Source organism: Streptococcus sp. 1643, assembly GCF_006228325.1.
Taxonomy (GTDB): domain Bacteria; phylum Bacillota; class Bacilli; order Lactobacillales; family Streptococcaceae; genus Streptococcus.
On the sequence record NZ_CP040231.1, the window covers coordinates 1,466,254 to 1,482,866 of the forward strand.

Annotated in this window: 19 protein-coding genes; 2 read left to right on the forward strand and 17 right to left on the reverse strand. The window is 43.9% G+C overall.

The annotated features are described in order from the left end of the window. The 16 genes from FD735_RS07715 to FD735_RS07795 form a co-directional block, all read right to left on the reverse strand. Complete coding sequence (locus FD735_RS07715) at nt 1-2,397, reverse strand: primosomal protein N' (RefSeq protein WP_139658889.1); 2,397 nt, start codon at nt 2,395-2,397, stop codon at nt 1-3. A 65-nt stretch (nt 2,398-2,462) separates the two neighbouring features. Beyond that, nucleotides 2,463-2,777 carry a DNA-directed RNA polymerase subunit omega gene (gene rpoZ / locus FD735_RS07720; protein ID WP_002874282.1) on the reverse strand — a complete coding sequence of 105 codons (315 nt, stop codon included), beginning with the start codon at nt 2,775-2,777 and terminating at the stop codon, nt 2,463-2,465. Between the two features lie 24 nt (nt 2,778-2,801). Continuing rightward, nucleotides 2,802-3,428, reverse strand: coding sequence for a guanylate kinase (gene gmk / locus FD735_RS07725; RefSeq protein ID WP_000775041.1), 627 nt, complete (start codon nt 3,426-3,428; stop codon nt 2,802-2,804). Nucleotides 3,429-3,562: 134 nt separating this feature from the next. After that, nucleotides 3,563-5,176, reverse strand: coding sequence for a ribonuclease Y (locus FD735_RS07730; RefSeq protein ID WP_000404963.1), 1,614 nt, complete (start codon nt 5,174-5,176; stop codon nt 3,563-3,565). Nucleotides 5,177-5,378: 202 nt separating this feature from the next. Continuing rightward, entirely contained in the window at nt 5,379-5,633 is a 255-nt protein-coding gene (locus tag FD735_RS07735; protein ID WP_139658890.1) for a Txe/YoeB family addiction module toxin, read from the reverse strand. Nucleotides 5,634-5,636: 3 nt separating this feature from the next. Beyond that, a complete protein-coding gene (locus FD735_RS07740) occupies nt 5,637-5,891 on the reverse strand; it encodes a type II toxin-antitoxin system Phd/YefM family antitoxin (protein ID WP_176553065.1) in 255 nt (84 codons plus the stop codon). Between the two features lie 132 nt (nt 5,892-6,023). Further along, on the reverse strand, nt 6,024-7,121 hold the full coding sequence (locus FD735_RS07745; RefSeq protein ID WP_139658891.1) for a nucleotidyltransferase: 1,098 nt from the start codon (nt 7,119-7,121) through the stop codon (nt 6,024-6,026). A 9-nt stretch (nt 7,122-7,130) separates the two neighbouring features. Continuing rightward, a complete protein-coding gene (locus tag FD735_RS07750; protein ID WP_061428021.1) occupies nt 7,131-7,871 on the reverse strand; it encodes a class I SAM-dependent methyltransferase in 741 nt (246 codons plus the stop codon). Nucleotides 7,872-8,191: 320 nt separating this feature from the next. Next, nucleotides 8,192-8,545, reverse strand: a complete 354-nt coding sequence (rsfS, locus tag FD735_RS07760) for a ribosome silencing factor (RefSeq protein ID WP_139658892.1) — start codon at nt 8,543-8,545, stop codon at nt 8,192-8,194. After that, nucleotides 8,546-9,139: a bis(5'-nucleosyl)-tetraphosphatase (symmetrical) YqeK gene (gene yqeK / locus FD735_RS07765; RefSeq protein WP_139658893.1), complete on the reverse strand. Its 594-nt coding sequence runs from the start codon at nt 9,137-9,139 to the stop codon at nt 8,546-8,548. Further along, nucleotides 9,139-9,768, reverse strand: coding sequence for a nicotinate-nucleotide adenylyltransferase (locus tag FD735_RS07770; RefSeq protein WP_000963713.1), 630 nt, complete (start codon nt 9,766-9,768; stop codon nt 9,139-9,141). Before FD735_RS07770 ends, yqeK begins: the two co-directional genes overlap by 1 nt. A 52-nt stretch (nt 9,769-9,820) precedes the next feature. After that, nucleotides 9,821-10,132, reverse strand: coding sequence for a ribosome assembly RNA-binding protein YhbY (yhbY, locus tag FD735_RS07775; protein ID WP_000060169.1), 312 nt, complete (start codon nt 10,130-10,132; stop codon nt 9,821-9,823). Between the two features lie 211 nt (nt 10,133-10,343). Next, the gene (yqeH, locus tag FD735_RS07780) at nt 10,344-11,450 is read right to left on the reverse strand and encodes a ribosome biogenesis GTPase YqeH (RefSeq protein ID WP_000391189.1); all 1,107 of its coding nucleotides are present in this window, start codon (nt 11,448-11,450) and stop codon (nt 10,344-10,346) included. 2 nt (nt 11,451-11,452) lie between these two features. Continuing rightward, the gene (locus FD735_RS07785; RefSeq protein WP_139658894.1) at nt 11,453-11,980 is read right to left on the reverse strand and encodes a YqeG family HAD IIIA-type phosphatase; all 528 of its coding nucleotides are present in this window, start codon (nt 11,978-11,980) and stop codon (nt 11,453-11,455) included. Nucleotides 11,981-11,997: 17 nt separating this feature from the next. Next, nucleotides 11,998-12,906, reverse strand: a complete 909-nt coding sequence (locus tag FD735_RS07790; RefSeq protein ID WP_000899715.1) for a magnesium transporter CorA family protein — start codon at nt 12,904-12,906, stop codon at nt 11,998-12,000. A 57-nt stretch (nt 12,907-12,963) separates the two neighbouring features. Continuing rightward, a complete protein-coding gene (locus tag FD735_RS07795; protein WP_139658895.1) occupies nt 12,964-13,524 on the reverse strand; it encodes a mechanosensitive ion channel family protein in 561 nt (186 codons plus the stop codon). A 149-nt stretch (nt 13,525-13,673) separates the two neighbouring features. Here FD735_RS07795 and sstT point away from each other — a divergent pair, with 149 nt between their 5' ends. Both sstT and FD735_RS07805 read left to right on the forward strand, forming a co-directional pair. Further along, complete coding sequence (gene sstT / locus FD735_RS07800; RefSeq protein WP_139658896.1) at nt 13,674-14,885, forward strand: serine/threonine transporter SstT; 1,212 nt, start codon at nt 13,674-13,676, stop codon at nt 14,883-14,885. Between the two features lie 49 nt (nt 14,886-14,934). After that, nucleotides 14,935-15,888: an aromatic acid exporter family protein gene (locus FD735_RS07805; RefSeq protein ID WP_070657731.1), complete on the forward strand. Its 954-nt coding sequence runs from the start codon at nt 14,935-14,937 to the stop codon at nt 15,886-15,888. 102 nt (nt 15,889-15,990) lie between these two features. Here FD735_RS07805 and FD735_RS07810 read toward each other — a convergent pair whose 3' ends face one another. After that, entirely contained in the window at nt 15,991-16,530 is a 540-nt protein-coding gene (locus tag FD735_RS07810; RefSeq protein ID WP_049479125.1) for a T6SS immunity protein Tdi1 domain-containing protein, read from the reverse strand. Nucleotides 16,531-16,613: the final 83 nt, after the last annotated feature.

A 16,613-nucleotide genomic window follows, 5' to 3' on the forward strand; every position in this document is an offset into this window, starting at 1 on the left:
TTATAAAAATTGCTGCGGCTCATGGTCAATGCTGAGACGGAGCTCGCTATTTTCCCGTTCTTGAGTCAAGGCCAAAACTCGATTGAGAGTTGGTCCCAGCTCATCTTCTAAACGGTATTTAATCAAAATCTGATAATGATAAAGGTTGTGGGTACGTGCGATGGGTTTAGGCGTTGGTCCAAGGATTTTACTAGTTTCCGATAAACCTGAGCGCAAAATTCCCATGACTTCATAGGCACGTTTGACAACCTCTTCTTCTTTCTTGTGAGAGAGGGTAATCCCAATAGTGAAATAATAAGGCGGATAGCCGAGTTGGCGCCTGATGCTCATTTCATAGGCGTAAAAGCCTTCATAGTCCTGATCTTTTGCAAAACGAATGGCATAGTGCTCAGGATTGTAAGACTGGATCAAAACCTGCCCAGCCTTTTCTGCACGACCTGCGCGACCAGCCACCTGAGTTAAGAGCTGGAAGGTTCTCTCAGAGGAACGGAAATCTGGCAGATTTAAGGCCGTATCCGCATTAAGCACTCCGACTAGGGTCACATTTGGAAAATCCAAGCCCTTAGCAATCATCTGAGTTCCCAGCAAGATATCTGCTTCCCCTCGGCCAAACTGGTCAAGAAGAGCTTGGTGACTGCCTTTCTTACGGGTCGTATCCACATCCATCCGTAGAATGCGAGCCTGAGGAAAGAGATCTGCTAGTTCATCATATGCTTTCTGAGTCCCCGTACCGTAGTAGCGAATACTGCGGCTCTGACAGTTGGGACAGACATGAGGAATTCCCTTGGAAAAGCCACAGTAATGGCAGTTCATGGTCTTGGTATCCATGTGGAGAGTCAGAGAAATGTCACAGTTGGGGCAGCTATCTACCGTCCCACACTCCCGACACATAACAAAGCTAGAATAACCCCGACGGTTGAGCATGAGGACTACCTGCTCTTTTTTATCCAAACGGTCTTGGATGGCCTCTAGCAAAGGAGGCGTAAAGTTTGACGTCTCATTCTGCCCGATATAGTCACGAAAGTCAATCACTTGAACCTCAGGAATAGTGGCCAAAGGATTGGCCCGTTGGGTCAGGCGTAAGTGTTGATAGACGCCTTTTCCAGCCCGCGCACGGCTTTCTAAGCTCGGTGTCGCTGAGCCAAGGACTAGGGCTGCTTGATTGTACTGGGCCCGTAGAATGGCGACCTCTCTAGCATGATAACGGGGATTGCTGTCTTGTTTGTAGCTAGCTTCATGCTCTTCGTCGATAATTATAACACCTAGATTTTTCAAAGGAGCAAAGATAGCTGATCGAGCGCCAACAACAACTTGGGCATCGCCACGCTCAACCTTGCGCCATTCGTCGTACTTTTCACCATTGGACAGGCCTGAGTGAAGAATGGCTACTTTCTCACCAAATCGAGCAATAAAACGCTCCGTCATTTGTGGCGTCAGAGAAATCTCAGGCACCAGCAAAATAGCCGTCTTACCCTTATCCAAGGCTCCTTGGATAATCTGCAAGTAAACCTCCGTTTTCCCACTTCCTGTAATCCCTTGAAGGAGGAATGGAGGCTGTTGACTACCAATAGCACTGACAACCGCATCGCGAGCTTGTCTTTGCTCTGGGTTCAGCTCCAAAGGTGTACTTGCTTCAATGCCTTCAAAATAAGCAGCTGAACGTTGCACTTCCTTTTGGACTAGAGTTAAAGCTCCTTGCTCCACAAAAAAGTTGACTTGCTCCCGTGAGTAGGATTCTAACAAGCTAGCCAGAGGAGCACTTTCAGGATGAGACAGCAGATAATCTCTCAGCTCTGCCTTTTTCTTAGCACGCGCAGAAATCTCAATCCGCTCTAGCTGAGTAGCATCAACCTCATACCAAGACTGGGTCTTGACCTTCTTTTGATCGACTGCCTGGTATTCTAAACGGAGTAGCCCTTTTCTAGTCAAGCGCATCATTTCTGCCTGTTTGGCCAAATCTAGAGAAGAAAAGGCTAGCGAAGCTTCTGAACCAAACAAACGCTCTCGGTCTGCCTGACTGAGACCTTCTAAAGGATAAAGAATCTTATCATAACTGGAGTTTAAAAATCCCGGCAACATGGCTTTTAGAATGGAGATTTTATAAGAAAAGACAGACTTGCGTAACTCCTCAGCCAGCCAGAGTTGCTCTTGAGTCAAGACGGGAGAAAAGTCTAGCACCTCTGCAATCTCCTTCAAGTCCTGACCTTCCATCTCTTCATCCGACTGGGACTCCAGGCCAAGCACAATCCCTTGTATCAAACGATTACCCTTGCCGAAGGGGACATGAACCCGCATACCGACTTCCAGCATCTCTACAAATTCCTCAGGGACCTTATAACTATAGGGCTGGTCCGTCTGCATAAGGGGAACATCCACAATAATCTTTACGATTGCCATCTTCTCACCTCCTCCTTGTCAGTACATTCTTGCAATAGAAAAAATAAGATTGAGTCCCCCCAACCTTAAATTTTTTCACCATCTTCTTTTTCTTTAGCGATTTGCTCTTTGATTTTCTTTTCTTCTTCTTCTTTGCGGCGTTTTTCTTCTTCGATACGGAGACGAACCGCTTCACGTTTTCCTTCTGGATCTGGGTGAATGGTTACATTTCCAGACTCAATTTCTTCCAAAGCACGAAGAGTTGATTTTTCAGACTTAAACTCTTGAGTTGCTGGCGCGCCTGCTTCTAGTTCGTGGGCACGCTTTGCTTCCAAGATTACGAGTGAATATTTTGATGGTACCTTGTCCAGCAAGGTATCGATAGAGGGTTTTAACATCATTTGCTTGTACCTGTTTCCTATAGTTTATCGAGTAGTTGGAGATTTTGGCAACATCTCCTGATAGTGACCAATAACACGGTCCACACGGAAGTGTTCTGCTTCGATCACACGCTTGACACGTTCAGCAGCGAGGGGCACCTGATCGTTGACAATGGCATAATCATACTCACGCATGAGAGCAATTTCTTCCTTAGCTTTTTCGATTCGTTGGGCAATCACTTCAGCGCTATCTGTTCCACGACCTACCAAACGATCTTGCAATTCATCCAAGTCTGGTGGTGTTAAGAAGATAAAGACAGCATCTGGAACCTTTTTCTTAACCTGAAGTGCTCCTTGGACTTCAATCTCAAGAAAGACATCGATTCCCTTGTCCAAAGTTTCATTGACATAGGTTAGAGGAGTTCCATAGTAGTTACCGACATATTCTGCATATTCCAACATCTGACCTTGACGGATTAGCTCTTCAAACTCTTCACGAGTACGGAAGAAATAGTCCACCCCGTCCACTTCACCAGGACGTTGCGCACGCGTCGTCATCGATACAGAGTATTGAAATTGATTCTCAGAACTCTCAAAAATCTCTCTTCTAACCGTTCCTTTCCCAACTCCTGAAGGACCAGAAAAAACGATTAGCAAGCCTCGGTCTGCCATTATGTCTCCTTTAGTTAGTCTGTGAAATAAAGTAAAATTTCTCTCGGATACTGATGATAGCGTCAGTTATCCTTCTACAGTCTTTCTATCTAGTGTAACAAAAAAGCAGTAATATTTCAACTGCTCTTTCTTATTTATTTAGCATAATCTACTGCACGAAGTTCGCGGATCACGGTTACCTTGATATTTCCTGGGTAATCGAGATTATTTTCAATTTTCTCACGAACTTTGTGAGCCAAGATTGTGACTTTGTCGTCTTTGATTTGTCCTGGATTTACCATGATACGGATTTCACGTCCTGCTTGAAGGGCAAAGCTATTTTGCACTCCTTCAAAGCCATTGGCGATTTCTTCCAAATCATGGAGACGCTTGATATAGCTTTCAAGAGACTCACTACGAGCACCTGGACGCGCTGCACTCAAGGCATCTGCTGCAGCAACGATTACTGCAATGACACTTTCGGCTTCGACATCCCCGTGATGGCTAGCAATGGTATTGACCACAACTGGGTGTTCCTTGTACTTACGAGCCAATTCCGTACCAATCTCAACGTGGCTACCTTCAACCTCGCGGTCAATAGCTTTCCCGATGTCGTGAAGGAATCCAGCACGACGGGCAAGAGCTGCATTTTCACCAAGTTCACTGGCGATGATACCAGATAACTTAGCAACCTCAATCGAATGACGCAAGACATTTTGTCCATAAGAAGTACGGAACTGCAAGCGTCCCATGATTTTCATCAAGTCTGGATGGAGGTTCGGCGCACCAATCTCATAGGCAGCAGCCTCCCCATATTCACGGATTTTATTGTCAATCTCCTGACGGTTTTTCTCCACCAACTCCTCGATACGAGCTGGGTGGATACGGCCATCCTTGAGCAACATTTCCATGGTCATACGAGCAATTTCACGACGAATCGGATCAAATCCTGACAAGGTTACCACTTCCGGTGTATCGTCGATAATCACATCGACCCCTGTCAAACTTTCAAAGGTACGAATGTTTCGACCTTCACGACCGATAATGCGTCCCTTCATGGTATCGTCTGGTAGATGAACTGTAGAGTTTGTTGACTCCGCTACATACTCACCAGCGATACGCTGCATAGCCTGAACCAAGATATCTTTCGCAATCTTGTCTGAACGTTCCTTCACTTCTTGCTCAGCCTCACGAATGCGGCTAGCAATTTCCTTGGTCAAGTTTTCCTCTGTTTGAGCCAAGATAATATCTCGAGCCTCAGTTTGGGAAAGGGAGCTGATACGTTCAAGTTCAGCTTCTTTTTGTCTTTCGACTTCCTCTAATTGCTCTTCACGTGCATCAAGGTTTTTTGCTCTATCAGAAATACTTTGTTCTTTTTGTTCAAGTGTTTTTTCTTTGTTCGTCAAATTGTCGTCTTTGCGGTCAAGACTCGTTGCACGTTCCGTCAAACGACTTTCAATTTGCTTGAGTTCCTGACGTTCTGACTTAAATTCAGCGTCCACTTCTTCACGGTATTTTCTGGCTTCCTCTTTGGCCTCCAATAGTGCTTCTTTTTTAAGAGACTTGCTTTCACTCTTAGCTTCATTTAGTAATAAATCCGCTTCGCGCTCAGCTTGTCCTCGTAAATTAGTTGCTTCTTGTTCAGCATTTAGAAGCATCAACTCTGCAGCTTCTTGAGATGATTTCATCTTAGCTGAGATGCTGACATATCCAATGACTAAACCAATGATGACGGCAAAAACAGCAATCGCAAGTGTCATGATTTCCATGTTTTTACCTCATTAAATTGTTTATCGAATGACATACATTCCTTAATATTCTATCATAAAAAACCGATTTCCACAAACCCAAATTGAAGAGTTTTGTGTGAATTTTTGAAGAAATCCCTTAGATTTTCAAGTAAAATTAAGAATCTTTAAAAATTTAAATTTCCACGAAAAACGAAGCAAAAAAGCCTACCTTTCAGTAGACTTAGTAATGATCTTTGAAGGACAAGAAAGCCACGCTATCTCCATCTATCATATAAATCAAGCGATTTTCTGCATCAATGCGCCGTGACCAAGCTCCTTGGTAGTCATACTTGAGTGGCTCTGGTTTACCTATTCCTGAAAAAGGATCGCGTTGAATATCCTTGATTAGTTTATTGATTCTTTTTAATGTTTTCTTATCTTGGTTTTGCCAATAGCAATAATCTGCCCAGGCATCTTCTGTAAACTTGAGCAGCATTTCTCACTCCTCAATCACATGTACCTGAGTACTTCCAGCTCGGACTTGAGCCATTCCTCGCAAGACCTTGTCAGAAAGTCCCTTGTTTTGAGCGATTCTCAGGGTTTCCTGAATACTATCCCACTCGCTCTTTGAAAGGACTACAATATCCTCATCTGGATTTTTATTGACCACCGTTAAAGGCTCAAATTCATCGTTTACCTTCTTCATGTAGTCTTTTAAATGATTTCGGAATGTTGAGTAAAGAACTGCTTCCATAACCATACCTCGTTTTACCTCTTTTCCACTATTATACACGAAAAGAAAAAAATTGTCAGGAAATTGTACAAGATTTTTCTTTTCTATCTCTTTATTCGAAAATCTTCTAAAAAAGTCCACCTTTCAGTAGACTTAGTTTGTTTCTATTCTAATCGGGACTCTGCCGAAATTCTGCTCTACGATGCTTGGCTGTCCTAGTTGGTAAATCTGATCTGCCTTTTGGGTCATGGTATCCCAAGGTTCTTTGCCAATTCGGCTGACTAGATGGACCTGCTCTTTCAGAGACTTGAGATGTTGTCTGCCTTTTTCTGTAAATCCTAGGACATGGATGGCTTCTGGCAAATCACTTTCTCTGGCCTGCACCAAAATATAGGTCAAGAGGCGTCTGACACGCGCTTTTGTGTAACGTTTGGTCGCAACTACCTCGACCAATTCCTCCACAGACTGGACCGTCTTGATGGCATCCTTGATGCGTACAGCCATTTCTTGATTGACCTGATAGATGGCGGTTAGGTCTGAATTTGACAAGATTTGATAGCGGAGCAAGGGAAAATAGTCATCCCAGCTCACCTTACTGGTCTGCTCAAAGAGGGCAACAGAAGGCATAAAGCGTTCTAAGAAACCTTGGTCTGATTGATGCTGACGAAGGGCTGTCGCCGAGGCAAAGTCCACATCCTTGTCCACAGAATGATAACCCGCTCCTTGACGCTGAATCGGATGCAACTTGATGTTTCGTCCCGCAACTGCCTTTGCATAGGCCAGAGCAAGAACATGATTGGGCGTGTTGCCAGAAAAATCCAGACCTGCAAATTCCTTCCACATGGCTTGGGTTTTCTGAGGATAGGAGAGGGAATCAGGCAGATTTTCCACAAAATTCTCCATCTCAGCACCTTGCTCCGTGTATAGGTCAGCAATTTTCTGATAATCCAGAACTTCCTCCGTCCCGAAAGCTAGAGTATCAATCCCCAAGCGAGCCAAGATATCCACAGCTCCTTGACCGAAGAAATCAGCTGCCTGAACACTAACTAAAAAGGGCAATTCCACGACCAAGTCTGCGCCATTTTCCAGCGCCATCTGGGTCCGTGTCCACTTGTCCACGATAGCCGGCTCTCCTCGTTGCATGAAATTTCCAGACATGGCAACGATTTTCAGTCCCTCCGCCTGCTCCAGCAGGTATTTGTGCCCATTATGAAAAGGATTGAACTCCGCGATAATACCTGTGATGATCATAGAAATCTCCTACTTCTGCGCGACAAAAAACCAACGGGTGCTAGTTTCTGTTGGTTCCTTGTCCTCAAAGTCCGCATAGAGTTTGAAAGACTTGAAACCGGCCTGTTCCAGCAATATATCATAGGTCAAGACCTCATAGGTCCGCTCCTCATGCACTTCATCGTGGCGACTAAAGGAACCGTCAGCCTCCTTGATAAAGAAGGTCAACTCATGCACGATGGAGTGAGGTGCTTCGTCCTCATAGGTGTCCCAAAGCATGGCAAAATCTTCCGCATTTTCATGATAAGAATAGCCTGGAAAAACCTCATCCGTCTGGTAGGTTGAATGCACGTCAAAGATGAAAACTCCGTCTTCATTGAGGGCATTATAGACTTCCTTAAAGACGTCTCCTACCTCTACCTCATCCTGCATGTAGCAGATAGAGTCCGAATAACACGTGACAAAGTCGTATTGACCTGCCTTGGACAAATCCAGCATATTGCCTTCAATAAAATCAATCTTTTGCTTGGCTGAAGCAGCTCTCTTCTCCGCAATCTTCAACATATCCGCGCTCAAGTCAAGTCCTGTCACATCAAAGCCAGCCTGAGAAAAGCGGACAGACTGGATACCTGTTCCACAAGCCAATTCCAAAAGCTTCTTTCTCTCCTTGGTCTTAGGCAAATGACGCAGAGAAAAATCCGTCCATTTATCATATAAACTATCATCCATCACAGCATCGTAAACAGCCGCAAAGGTTTCGTAAGTTGCCATAATCATGATACCAAGTCCGCCCGTAATCGGAATGAAAATTAGGAGCTTGACGATGGAGCCGAGCTCCAAGGAAGGCTATCTATTTTCCGGCGATTACAGGACGGGTTCAAATCCTTTCTAAGATACAAAGAGCGTTAAAAGCAAGGAGAAAATAGGAAACTTTCTGCTGTATCGTCAGATACAAAGGAAGTTACTCTTTTTCTCGCAGCTTTTAGCTCATGTTCAGTTTCGAGATGAACAAAACACAACGCTCTCACCTTTCTATCCATTTTTTCTAAAATAAGCAAATAAACCCAGTTGACTGCAACTGAGTTCATCTACTAGGCCAAGGCTTCAGAAATATCTATAGACTCCGCCTCATGCCACAGTTTTTCTAGGTTATAGTGGGCACGCATTTCTTCTGAGAAGATATGCACAACGACACCACCGAGGTCTAGTAAGACCCAACCTCCAGCTGCATCGCCTTCGACATGGCTGCCTTTAACACCAGCTTCTGCTACTTTTTCACGAATGTTATCAGCGATTGCGTTCAACTGACGGCTATTCATCGAGCTCGTGATGACAAAGTAGTCTGTCACGCTGGTCAAATCTTGTACATCAAGTGCGAGGATATCCTCCGCACGCTTCTCATCCGCCGCTCTCACGACTAGTTCTAGTAATTCTTTTTCGTTCATTTAGTCCTCTTTCAAATAGTGCACAAATGCGTTATAGGTTTCAAGGGTTTGGGGATAGATGGGGAATCCCTGATGAGCTAAATGCTCCACAGTTCGCGCTGTTTCATAGGCCACAGCCTTATTGAGCGATAGACTAGCAATCTCACGTGCCTCGTCCACTCCTGGAAAGGCACGATTGTGCTCGATGTAGTCTGCTACATAGATGACCTTGTCTAAATCGGTCATCTGACCAGCCCCGACTGTATGGATTTCAATAGCTCTTAGGATCTCCGGATCACGCAAATCCAAATCTTCCTGAATCTTGTAGATGCCAACCATACCATGCCAAACATTATTGCCCCAGTTTTTGAGGTCAAGGTCTAATTGGTAACGGTCAATCAAGTCTAGAAATTCCTGATCTGACAGCTTTTTAGCATAATCATGAAGGAGGCCTGCTAGACCCGCTTTCTCAGCATCAACTCCGAATCGCTTCGCAAGCTCTATGGCTGCATGCTCCACACCCAAGCAATGAGTTAAGCGTTTTTCAGGCAGAAGCTCTGCCATTTTTTCCAACAAAATCTCACGGGAGCAGTTGATATAGTCTTGGTATGCCATCAGTAAAGCCCCTCCTTCTCGATGTAGTCTAGCACTGGCTGAGGTAGGAGAAAGTTAGGTTTCCGACCTTGGGCAATGAAGTCACGCACCATGCTGGACGAGATGTCCATGAGAGGCACATCCACCCAGATAACTGGATAGGAAGTCCCTGCCTTGTAGCGCGGGCGCTGAACTCCAACAAACTGAACCATGTCGACCAGCTCATCAATTCGGTACCATTTAGGCAGATAGTCCACCATATCAGCCCCGATAATGAAGTAATAATCCGTATCTGGATGTTGCTCTGTCAAAATCTTCATAGTGTCGTAGGTGTAAGAAATGCCCTTGCGCTCCAGCTCAATAGTTTCAATGGCTAAGCCTTCAATTCCCTCAATCGCCAACTCAAGCATCTTGAGACGGTGGTGCTCGGGGATGGTTTCCTTTTTATCTACATGAGGTGGTTGGTATTCGGGCATAAGCAGGACCTGGTCCAGTCCTAACTGTTGTCGTACTTGGTCCGCCACAACAAGATGGGCATTGTGAACAGGGTTAAAATTTCCCCCTAAAATCCCGACTTGTTTGCGTTTTTTCTCCTTGATTTCTGGCTCCAACTCTACCTTGGTAAAGGGAGTCAATAATTCGATTGCCATAGGCTCGTCTTCCTTTAATTCTCTGTAAAAACCGTTCCTTGGAATGTCTTTTTTAGATTTCTTTGACTTTCTTGGAAATCTTGCGATTTTCTTTCTTGCTGGATTGTTTAAACAAAATCAAGATGCGTCCGATTTTTTGGACAGTATCCACACCAATTTCTTCTTCCAAAATTTCAGCTACTTCGTGGATGTTTTCATCTGTGTTTTGTAAGAGAGTAACCTTGATCAATTCGCGGGCGTCGAGGGCTTGACGGACGCTGGTTTTGATTTGGTCGTTGAGACCATTTTTCCCGATTTGGATGATGGGTTTGAGGGTGTGTGCCTGACTGTTGAGGAAGGCACGTTGTTTTGATGTTAATGACATATTCTTTCTTCCTTTTTGGATAGTTATTTTAGGTGGTGAGGGACGGTCGGAACTAATTTTTCAAAGACTTCATCTTTGAAAAATGGATTTCCTGACCTCACAATTGAGCCTAGGTCTCAATTGTGCCCCTTGCCAATCTAAAGATTGGCAATCACACCACGGCAATAACTATCTCCGTATGAGCTCACTTTGTTCGCTCAGTGATTTTATTTTAAATGATTGCTTTTCGTGTGACGACGGCGACGCCTTCTGGTGCCCAGACGGCGACTTTGGCGGTGCCTGTTACGCGGATCCAGCCTAGTCCTGAGATGACTAGGTCTGTCTTGTCCTTGATGGTAAATACATGTTGGACTAGTTTTGGAAAATCTTCTTTTTCCTTGCTATTTGGTGGTGTGAGAAGAGTTCCCAGATGCTTGTCATAAAAGGCACTAGCGCCTTCAAGCTTAGTACGATGGAGTTTGAGTTCATTGTCAAAGAAAGCTGTAAATCCTTGCTTTTCTCCTGATATAAAGTCAAAGCGTCCAAGACCACCTAAAAACAGGGTTTGCTCAGGATTGAGCTGATAGGTTTTGGGCTTGATTTCCTTTTTAGGGCTGACATACTTGAGGTTTTTAGCCGTCAAGTAGTGGGCCATCTGGTGGCGGTGAATAATCCCCGGTGTATCGTAGATATAAGATCCGTCGTCAAGCGGAATCTCAATCTTGTCCAAGGTTGTCCCCGGAAAACGCGAAGTCGTGATGACATTTTGGTCACCTGTGATTTCTTGGATAATAGCGTTAATGAGAGTTGACTTTCCAACGTTGGTCACACCAACTACGTAGACATCGCGTCCCTTACGGTAGTGTTCAATCTTGTCAATGACTTCCTTAATAGCATGCTTATTCTGAGCTGAAGTTAAGACGACATCGACGGGGCGAAGACCTTCTTCGTGGGCACGTTCCATGAGCCACTGGCTAATCTTGCCCGGTTTAACTGACTTGGGCAGGATATCTTTTTTATTTCCAACTAAGAGAACATCATTGCCCGATACAAAGCGCGGTAAGCCTGGGATGACAGAGCCATTAAAGTCAAAAATATCTATGACATTAACCACTAAGGCATCACTGTCTCCCACCTCGTGTAAGAGTTTGAGGAAATCATCGTCCGTCAACTGGACATCTGTGATTTCATTGTAGTGGCGGAGACGGAAACAGCGTTGACAATAGACTTCGCCAGTCTCCAAACCTTTTTCAAGTGCCGACTGGGGAGTAAATCCAAGACCAGCCTTGTCTGTCGTCTGAATGGTTGCTCCACAACCAATACAGAGAATTTCTTCCATAGTTAAATTCCTTTTTTATATGTAATCGGTCCGTACTTTTCAGTGATTTTTCGTATGACACGGCGCTCGCGAGCTCGGTTAATCTGCGTTTTGATGGAGTCGTGTTGGACCAAGGGTTTGACTAAGATCGAGCGAATACCTGCACGGTGGGCTGCTCGTATATCCGTCATGAGCTGGTCGCCGACCATGACCACTTCATTTTTCTCATAGTGGAATTCCTTCATGGCACGGTCAATCCCAAATGTGAAAGGCTTCAAGGCCCAATAAACATAATCAATCCCAAATTTCTCAACTGCACGTTGAACCCGTTTTTTGGTATTATTTGAGACTACGATGATGCGAATGCCCGCGTCCCGAAGGTCATGTAGCCATTGCTTCATCTCTGGCGTCCCATCAGGATTGTTCCAAGCAATGAGGGTATTGTCTAAATCGACCAAAACAGCCTTGATACCATGCGCTTGCAGGCTTGGGACTGTCAGATCATAAACTGCTTCCACAGCAAAGTCTGGCATGTAATTTTCAATCGCCATTCTGGCTCCTTTTCTTTTTAATTTCTAGCAATATTCTTTAAATATTGGGCTAAGACTACCCATAAAATGAGACTAGCTATCAAAATATAAATCCAAGCATTTGGTTCATCTGCAAACGGTAAGGGAACATTCATTCCGAAGAATCCTGTAATAACCGCAAGGATAGCTAGCAAGACTGAGATAATGGTCAAAGTTGTCAAATTATCATTTAGATTATTATTTAGGATGTTGTTGTAAGAGGCTGAGAGTTGTTGCAAAACTTGAGAAATCAAGTCTGTCATCGAAACCAACTGATGAGCTTCAATCATGGCATCGTCAAACTGCTCTCTTTCTACCTCATTAAAATTGCGATAAAGAGCATGCCCTTGGATGTGTTCCAAGAGGAGACGATTTTGTTTGGCAGCAGCAGTCAGGTAAACCATACCAGTTTCCAAGTCAGAGAGGGCAAAAAGATTTTTTTTAGTTGTTTTTTGACGAAGAAGTGCACTGATTTCATCCTTACTTTTATCCATTTCTTCAATAACTGGATAATAAGCATTGCTAATAATCTCTAAACTGGCAAAAAGAAATTTGTAGATTGAAACAACTTCATGGCTTTCAAGGTAGGTTGCCATACGTTTAATCACATAACTATTCTTGTGGTTGCTAATTGTGATCAGCCGTTGTTTTTCAACGATAAAGGTCATCGGAATCGCTTCATAATATTCTTTGTCTTTTTCTAAGTCAAGAACATTATAAATGAAGGTTACCGTTCCCGTTTCACGGTGATAGTCCATGTGAGCACGCTCATTTCTATCCAGAGCATACTCGATGGTTTCCTTGTCCAATCCATAGACATCCGAAAGGTCTTCCATGTTTTTAATCTTGTCCACATCAAGGTCTATCCATGTACAATCGTGACCTAATTTTTTCTCTACAAATAGCATACTCTCTCCTTTACCAAACTCCTTCTATTGTACCACAAATCTGCTAAAATAGCCGGCCTATTCAGTACGAGATAGATTACTGACGACGGTGATATTGCGATTGGGGACAAAGTGAAGGGCTTGATCGTCACCTCGCAGTTGCGTTGTACGGATCCCTACGCTAACGACCTTTCCAGAAACGGTAATCGGTCCGTTTGTGAGAACCACTTCATCACCCACATCAAGTTGGCGTTCAAAAAGGATGAAGAAGCCATTAATGACATCGGATAGAAAGCCTTGCGCCCCCATACCAATGGCTACCCCAGCAATCCCCGCACCGGCAAGGAGGCTGGAAACTGGCAGTCCTAAAATAGACAGGATACAGTAGAGCAGAAAGAAATAAAGAATGTAGTTAAAGACATTCTCCAGCAAACGGGAGATAGTCTTTTGTCTTCCTGCATCTCGATTGGAAAATTTAAGCGAGGGCTTGACAATCTTTCGTACAGTCGCATGAAGCATCTTTTTAGCTATATAAAATAGTAAAAACAAAATCAAAAGAGAAATCACCTTGGTCAAGAGATTCTCTAACATGGTTGTTAAATCAAGTCTATCAAAATAGCGTTGAAAAAAATCTTGCATATAAAACTCCTTTTTCCTATTATACCATAAAATCGTCCTTCTCTTTTCTTTCATAATTATTCAATTATCGGCTCTATTTTCAAAATATTACTTGCCTCTATAGCATATTTATACTATAATTATAAACAATACATTTGAAGGAGACTGCTATGAAACGAATCATTAGAGCCTGGACCAAGGCAAGCCTCATCAAACGAATCCTTATTGGAATGATTTTTGGAGCGACATTGGGGATGCTCTTCCCAAACCTTACAGGAATTGGTCTGCTTGGAGACCTCTTTGTAGGTGGACTGAAAGCCATCGCTCCTATTTTGGTTTTTGCCCTTGTTGCCAATGCCCTTTCCCAACATCAAAAGGGACAAAATACCAATATGAAGACTGTTATTTTCCTATATTTGCTTGGAACCTTTGCTGCTGCATTGGTGGCTGTTCTAGCTAGTTTCTTACTGCCTGTGCAAATCACCCTGACCAGTGCAAATACAGAAGTTGCTGCTCCTGATGGTATTGGTCAAGTCCTCAGCAACCTCTTGCTCAAACTGGTGGACAATCCCTTGAATGCCATTGTTGAGGCCAATTATATCGGGATTCTCTCTTGGGCAGTCGTCTTTGGTCTGGCTATGAGAGAGGCAAGTAAACATAGTAAAGAATTGCTGAAAACCATGGCGGATGTCACCTCTAAAATCGTAGAATGGATTATCAACCTAGCTCCCTTTGGAATTTTAGGCTTGGTGTTCAAGACCATCTCTGACAAGGGCATTGCCAGTCTAGCTAATTACGGTGTCCTCCTAGGACTCTTGATTGTTACCATGGCCTTTGTAGCTCTCATCGTCAACCCACTCATCGCTTTTCTCTTTATGAGGAAAAATCCCTATCCCCTTGTTTTGAAATGCTTACGTATCAGTGGTATTACAGCCTTTTTCACTCGTAGCTCTGCCGCCAATATCCCTGTCAATATGAAACTCTGCCAAGACTTGGGACTGAATCCTGACACCTACTCTGTCTCTATCCCGCTTGGTTCAACCATCAATATGGCTGGCGCTGCCGTTACCATTAACATCCTGACTCTGGCTGCGGTCAATACACTCGGAATCTCGGTAGACTTTGGGACAGAATTTGTGCTCAGTGTCGTGGCTGCCATTTCTGCCTGCGGGGCATCTGGAATTGCTGGGGGATCCCTTCTCCTTATTCCTGTCGCTTGTAGCCTCTTTGGGATTTCCAACGACTTGGCTATGCAGGTTGTCGGAGTCGGATTTGTGATTGGGGTCGTGCAAGACTCCTGCGAAACAGCCCTGAACTCTTCAACAGATGTCCTCTTTACAGCGGTTGCCGAGTATGCTACAAACCGAAAACTTCGTCTCTAGTCTCTGATTCCTTGTTAAACACTTGACTCTATTAGTTTAGGAAATTTTCATGTCCCTCACTCAACGTACAACAAAACTGATCTTAGCGACCTGTCTCGCTTGTTTTCTCGCTTATTTTTTAGATTTATCATCAGCAGTTTCAGCTGGAATTATCGCCCTCTTAAGCCTCTCCGACACGCGCAGAAGCACGCTGAAATTAGCACGTAACCGCCTCTTTTCTATGCTCCTAGCGCTCGCTATCGGTGTTCTAGCCTTTCAGCTGACGGGCTTTCACATTTGGAGTCTGGGCCTCTATCTGGCTCTCTATGTCCCTCTTTCTTACAAAATGGGCTGGGAAATCGGCATCACCCCTAGCAGTGTCTTGGTCGGTCATCTCTTGGTACAGGAGTCTACTTCTCCAGCTCTCTTGCTCAATGAAGTGCTCCTCTTTCTCATCGGGACAAGCTTTGCTCTATTGGTCAACCTTTATATGCCCTCTCGTGAGAAAGCCATCCAAAGCTACCACCTTCAGGTCGAGGAAAAGTTAAAAGACATCCTGCTTCGCTTTAAATACTATCTGTCAAGAGGAGACGGGCGCAATCAAGCCCAACTCGTTGACCAATTAGACAACCTCCTCGATGAAGCCCTCAAACTGGTCTACCTGGATCACTCGGACCACCTCTTTCACCAGACGGACTATCACATCCACTACTTTGAGATGAGACAGCGACAAAGTCGTATCCTGCGAAATATGGCCCAGCAGATCAATACCTGTCATTTGGCCGCAAGTGAGAGTTTGATCTTGGCCCAGCTCTTTTCAAAGATTGCTGCCCAGCTAAGCCAGACCAATCCTGCTCATGACCTACTTGATGACATCGAACGCTATCTGCAAGTCTTCCGCAATCGGAGTCTCCCTAAAACACGTGAGGAGTTTGAAACCCGTGCCACCCTCCTGCAACTACTACGCGAAGCCGAAACCTTTATCCAGGTCAAGGTCGATTTTTACCAGAAATATGGAAACTAGAACGCAAAGAACCTCAGAGGACTTCCTCTGAGGTTCTTGTGTTTTGTATTTGGAAGGGAAGTTCTTCCTCTCGTACTATTCTCAATAAAGAAATAGCAACTCCTAGTCGTCCATCACACCACCTGTCAGCTGGTACATGAGGTAAATGTGTTCCAAGACTTTTACCTTATCCATGTGGTCTACATCTTTAAAGCCACCTAATGCTAGAAGTGGAACGAAACCAAAACATTGGTTATAAGACAAGGGACCATGTTTTAACACAGCCTGTCTATATAAATCCAGTTCAAATTTTTTTGTAATATATTCGTTATCTAAAAATCGAATAAATAAATCCATACCCTTACAAATAATATCCAAATCCTGAATATTATATTGGACAATTCCCACGTAGGCATTTTCTTCCCAAGTAATAATATCTCCAAATGCTGTTACAAACATAGGAAAAGCGACATCTCCTCTGAAATAACTATCTTGGAGAAGTTCAAGATAATCCTCTGGATTAATCACCTTCAAATAACCATCTAAAAAGGTTCCCAGACCATCCTCCTGCCAAATTTGAACCAACTCAGCTGGAACTTGATTTTTATATTTTTCAATAACATCTTTGGGCATATCTGCCACTTTTATAAAGTTTACTAACATTTTATCCTCTTTCCTGATTTTAGAAATTGTGAATCTAAGCCCTCCAATTACTCCGTAAAATTGTAGATCGATTCATTTCACTC

Excerpts from the sequence above, each read along its gene's own strand:
- FD735_RS07715 (WP_139658889.1), bottom strand. The coding sequence starts at position 2,397 with ATGGCAATCGTAAAGATTATTGTGGATGTTCCCCTTATGCAGACGGAC.
- rpoZ (WP_002874282.1), bottom strand. The coding sequence starts at position 2,777 with ATGATGTTAAAACCCTCTATCGATACCTTGCTGGACAAGGTACCATCA.
- gmk (WP_000775041.1), bottom strand. The coding sequence starts at position 3,428 with ATGGCAGACCGAGGCTTGCTAATCGTTTTTTCTGGTCCTTCAGGAGTT.
- FD735_RS07730 (WP_000404963.1), bottom strand. The coding sequence starts at position 5,176 with ATGGAAATCATGACACTTGCGATTGCTGTTTTTGCCGTCATCATTGGT.
- FD735_RS07735 (WP_139658890.1), bottom strand. The coding sequence starts at position 5,633 with ATGCTGCTCAAGTTTACAGAAGATGCCTGGGCAGATTATTGCTATTGG.
- FD735_RS07740 (WP_176553065.1), bottom strand. The coding sequence starts at position 5,891 with ATGGAAGCAGTTCTTTACTCAACATTCCGAAATCATTTAAAAGACTAC.
- FD735_RS07745 (WP_139658891.1), bottom strand. The coding sequence starts at position 7,121 with ATGATCATCACAGGTATTATCGCGGAGTTCAATCCTTTTCATAATGGG.
- FD735_RS07750 (WP_061428021.1), bottom strand. The coding sequence starts at position 7,871 with ATGGCAACTTACGAAACCTTTGCGGCTGTTTACGATGCTGTGATGGAT.
- rsfS (WP_139658892.1), bottom strand. The coding sequence starts at position 8,545 with ATGAACGAAAAAGAATTACTAGAACTAGTCGTGAGAGCGGCGGATGAG.
- yqeK (WP_139658893.1), bottom strand. The coding sequence starts at position 9,139 with ATGGCATACCAAGACTATATCAACTGCTCCCGTGAGATTTTGTTGGAA.
- FD735_RS07770 (WP_000963713.1), bottom strand. The coding sequence starts at position 9,768 with ATGGCAATCGAATTATTGACTCCCTTTACCAAGGTAGAGTTGGAGCCA.
- yhbY (WP_000060169.1), bottom strand. The coding sequence starts at position 10,132 with ATGTCATTAACATCAAAACAACGTGCCTTCCTCAACAGTCAGGCACAC.
- yqeH (WP_000391189.1), bottom strand. The coding sequence starts at position 11,450 with ATGGAAGAAATTCTCTGTATTGGTTGTGGAGCAACCATTCAGACGACA.
- FD735_RS07785 (WP_139658894.1), bottom strand. The coding sequence starts at position 11,980 with ATGGCGATTGAAAATTACATGCCAGACTTTGCTGTGGAAGCAGTTTAT.
- FD735_RS07790 (WP_000899715.1), bottom strand. The coding sequence starts at position 12,906 with ATGCTATTTGTAGAGAAAAAATTAGGTCACGATTGTACATGGATAGAC.
- FD735_RS07795 (WP_139658895.1), bottom strand. The coding sequence starts at position 13,524 with ATGCAAGATTTTTTTCAACGCTATTTTGATAGACTTGATTTAACAACC.
- sstT (WP_139658896.1), top strand. The coding sequence starts at position 13,674 with ATGAAACGAATCATTAGAGCCTGGACCAAGGCAAGCCTCATCAAACGA.
- FD735_RS07805 (WP_070657731.1), top strand. The coding sequence starts at position 14,935 with ATGTCCCTCACTCAACGTACAACAAAACTGATCTTAGCGACCTGTCTC.
- FD735_RS07810 (WP_049479125.1), bottom strand. The coding sequence starts at position 16,530 with ATGTTAGTAAACTTTATAAAAGTGGCAGATATGCCCAAAGATGTTATT.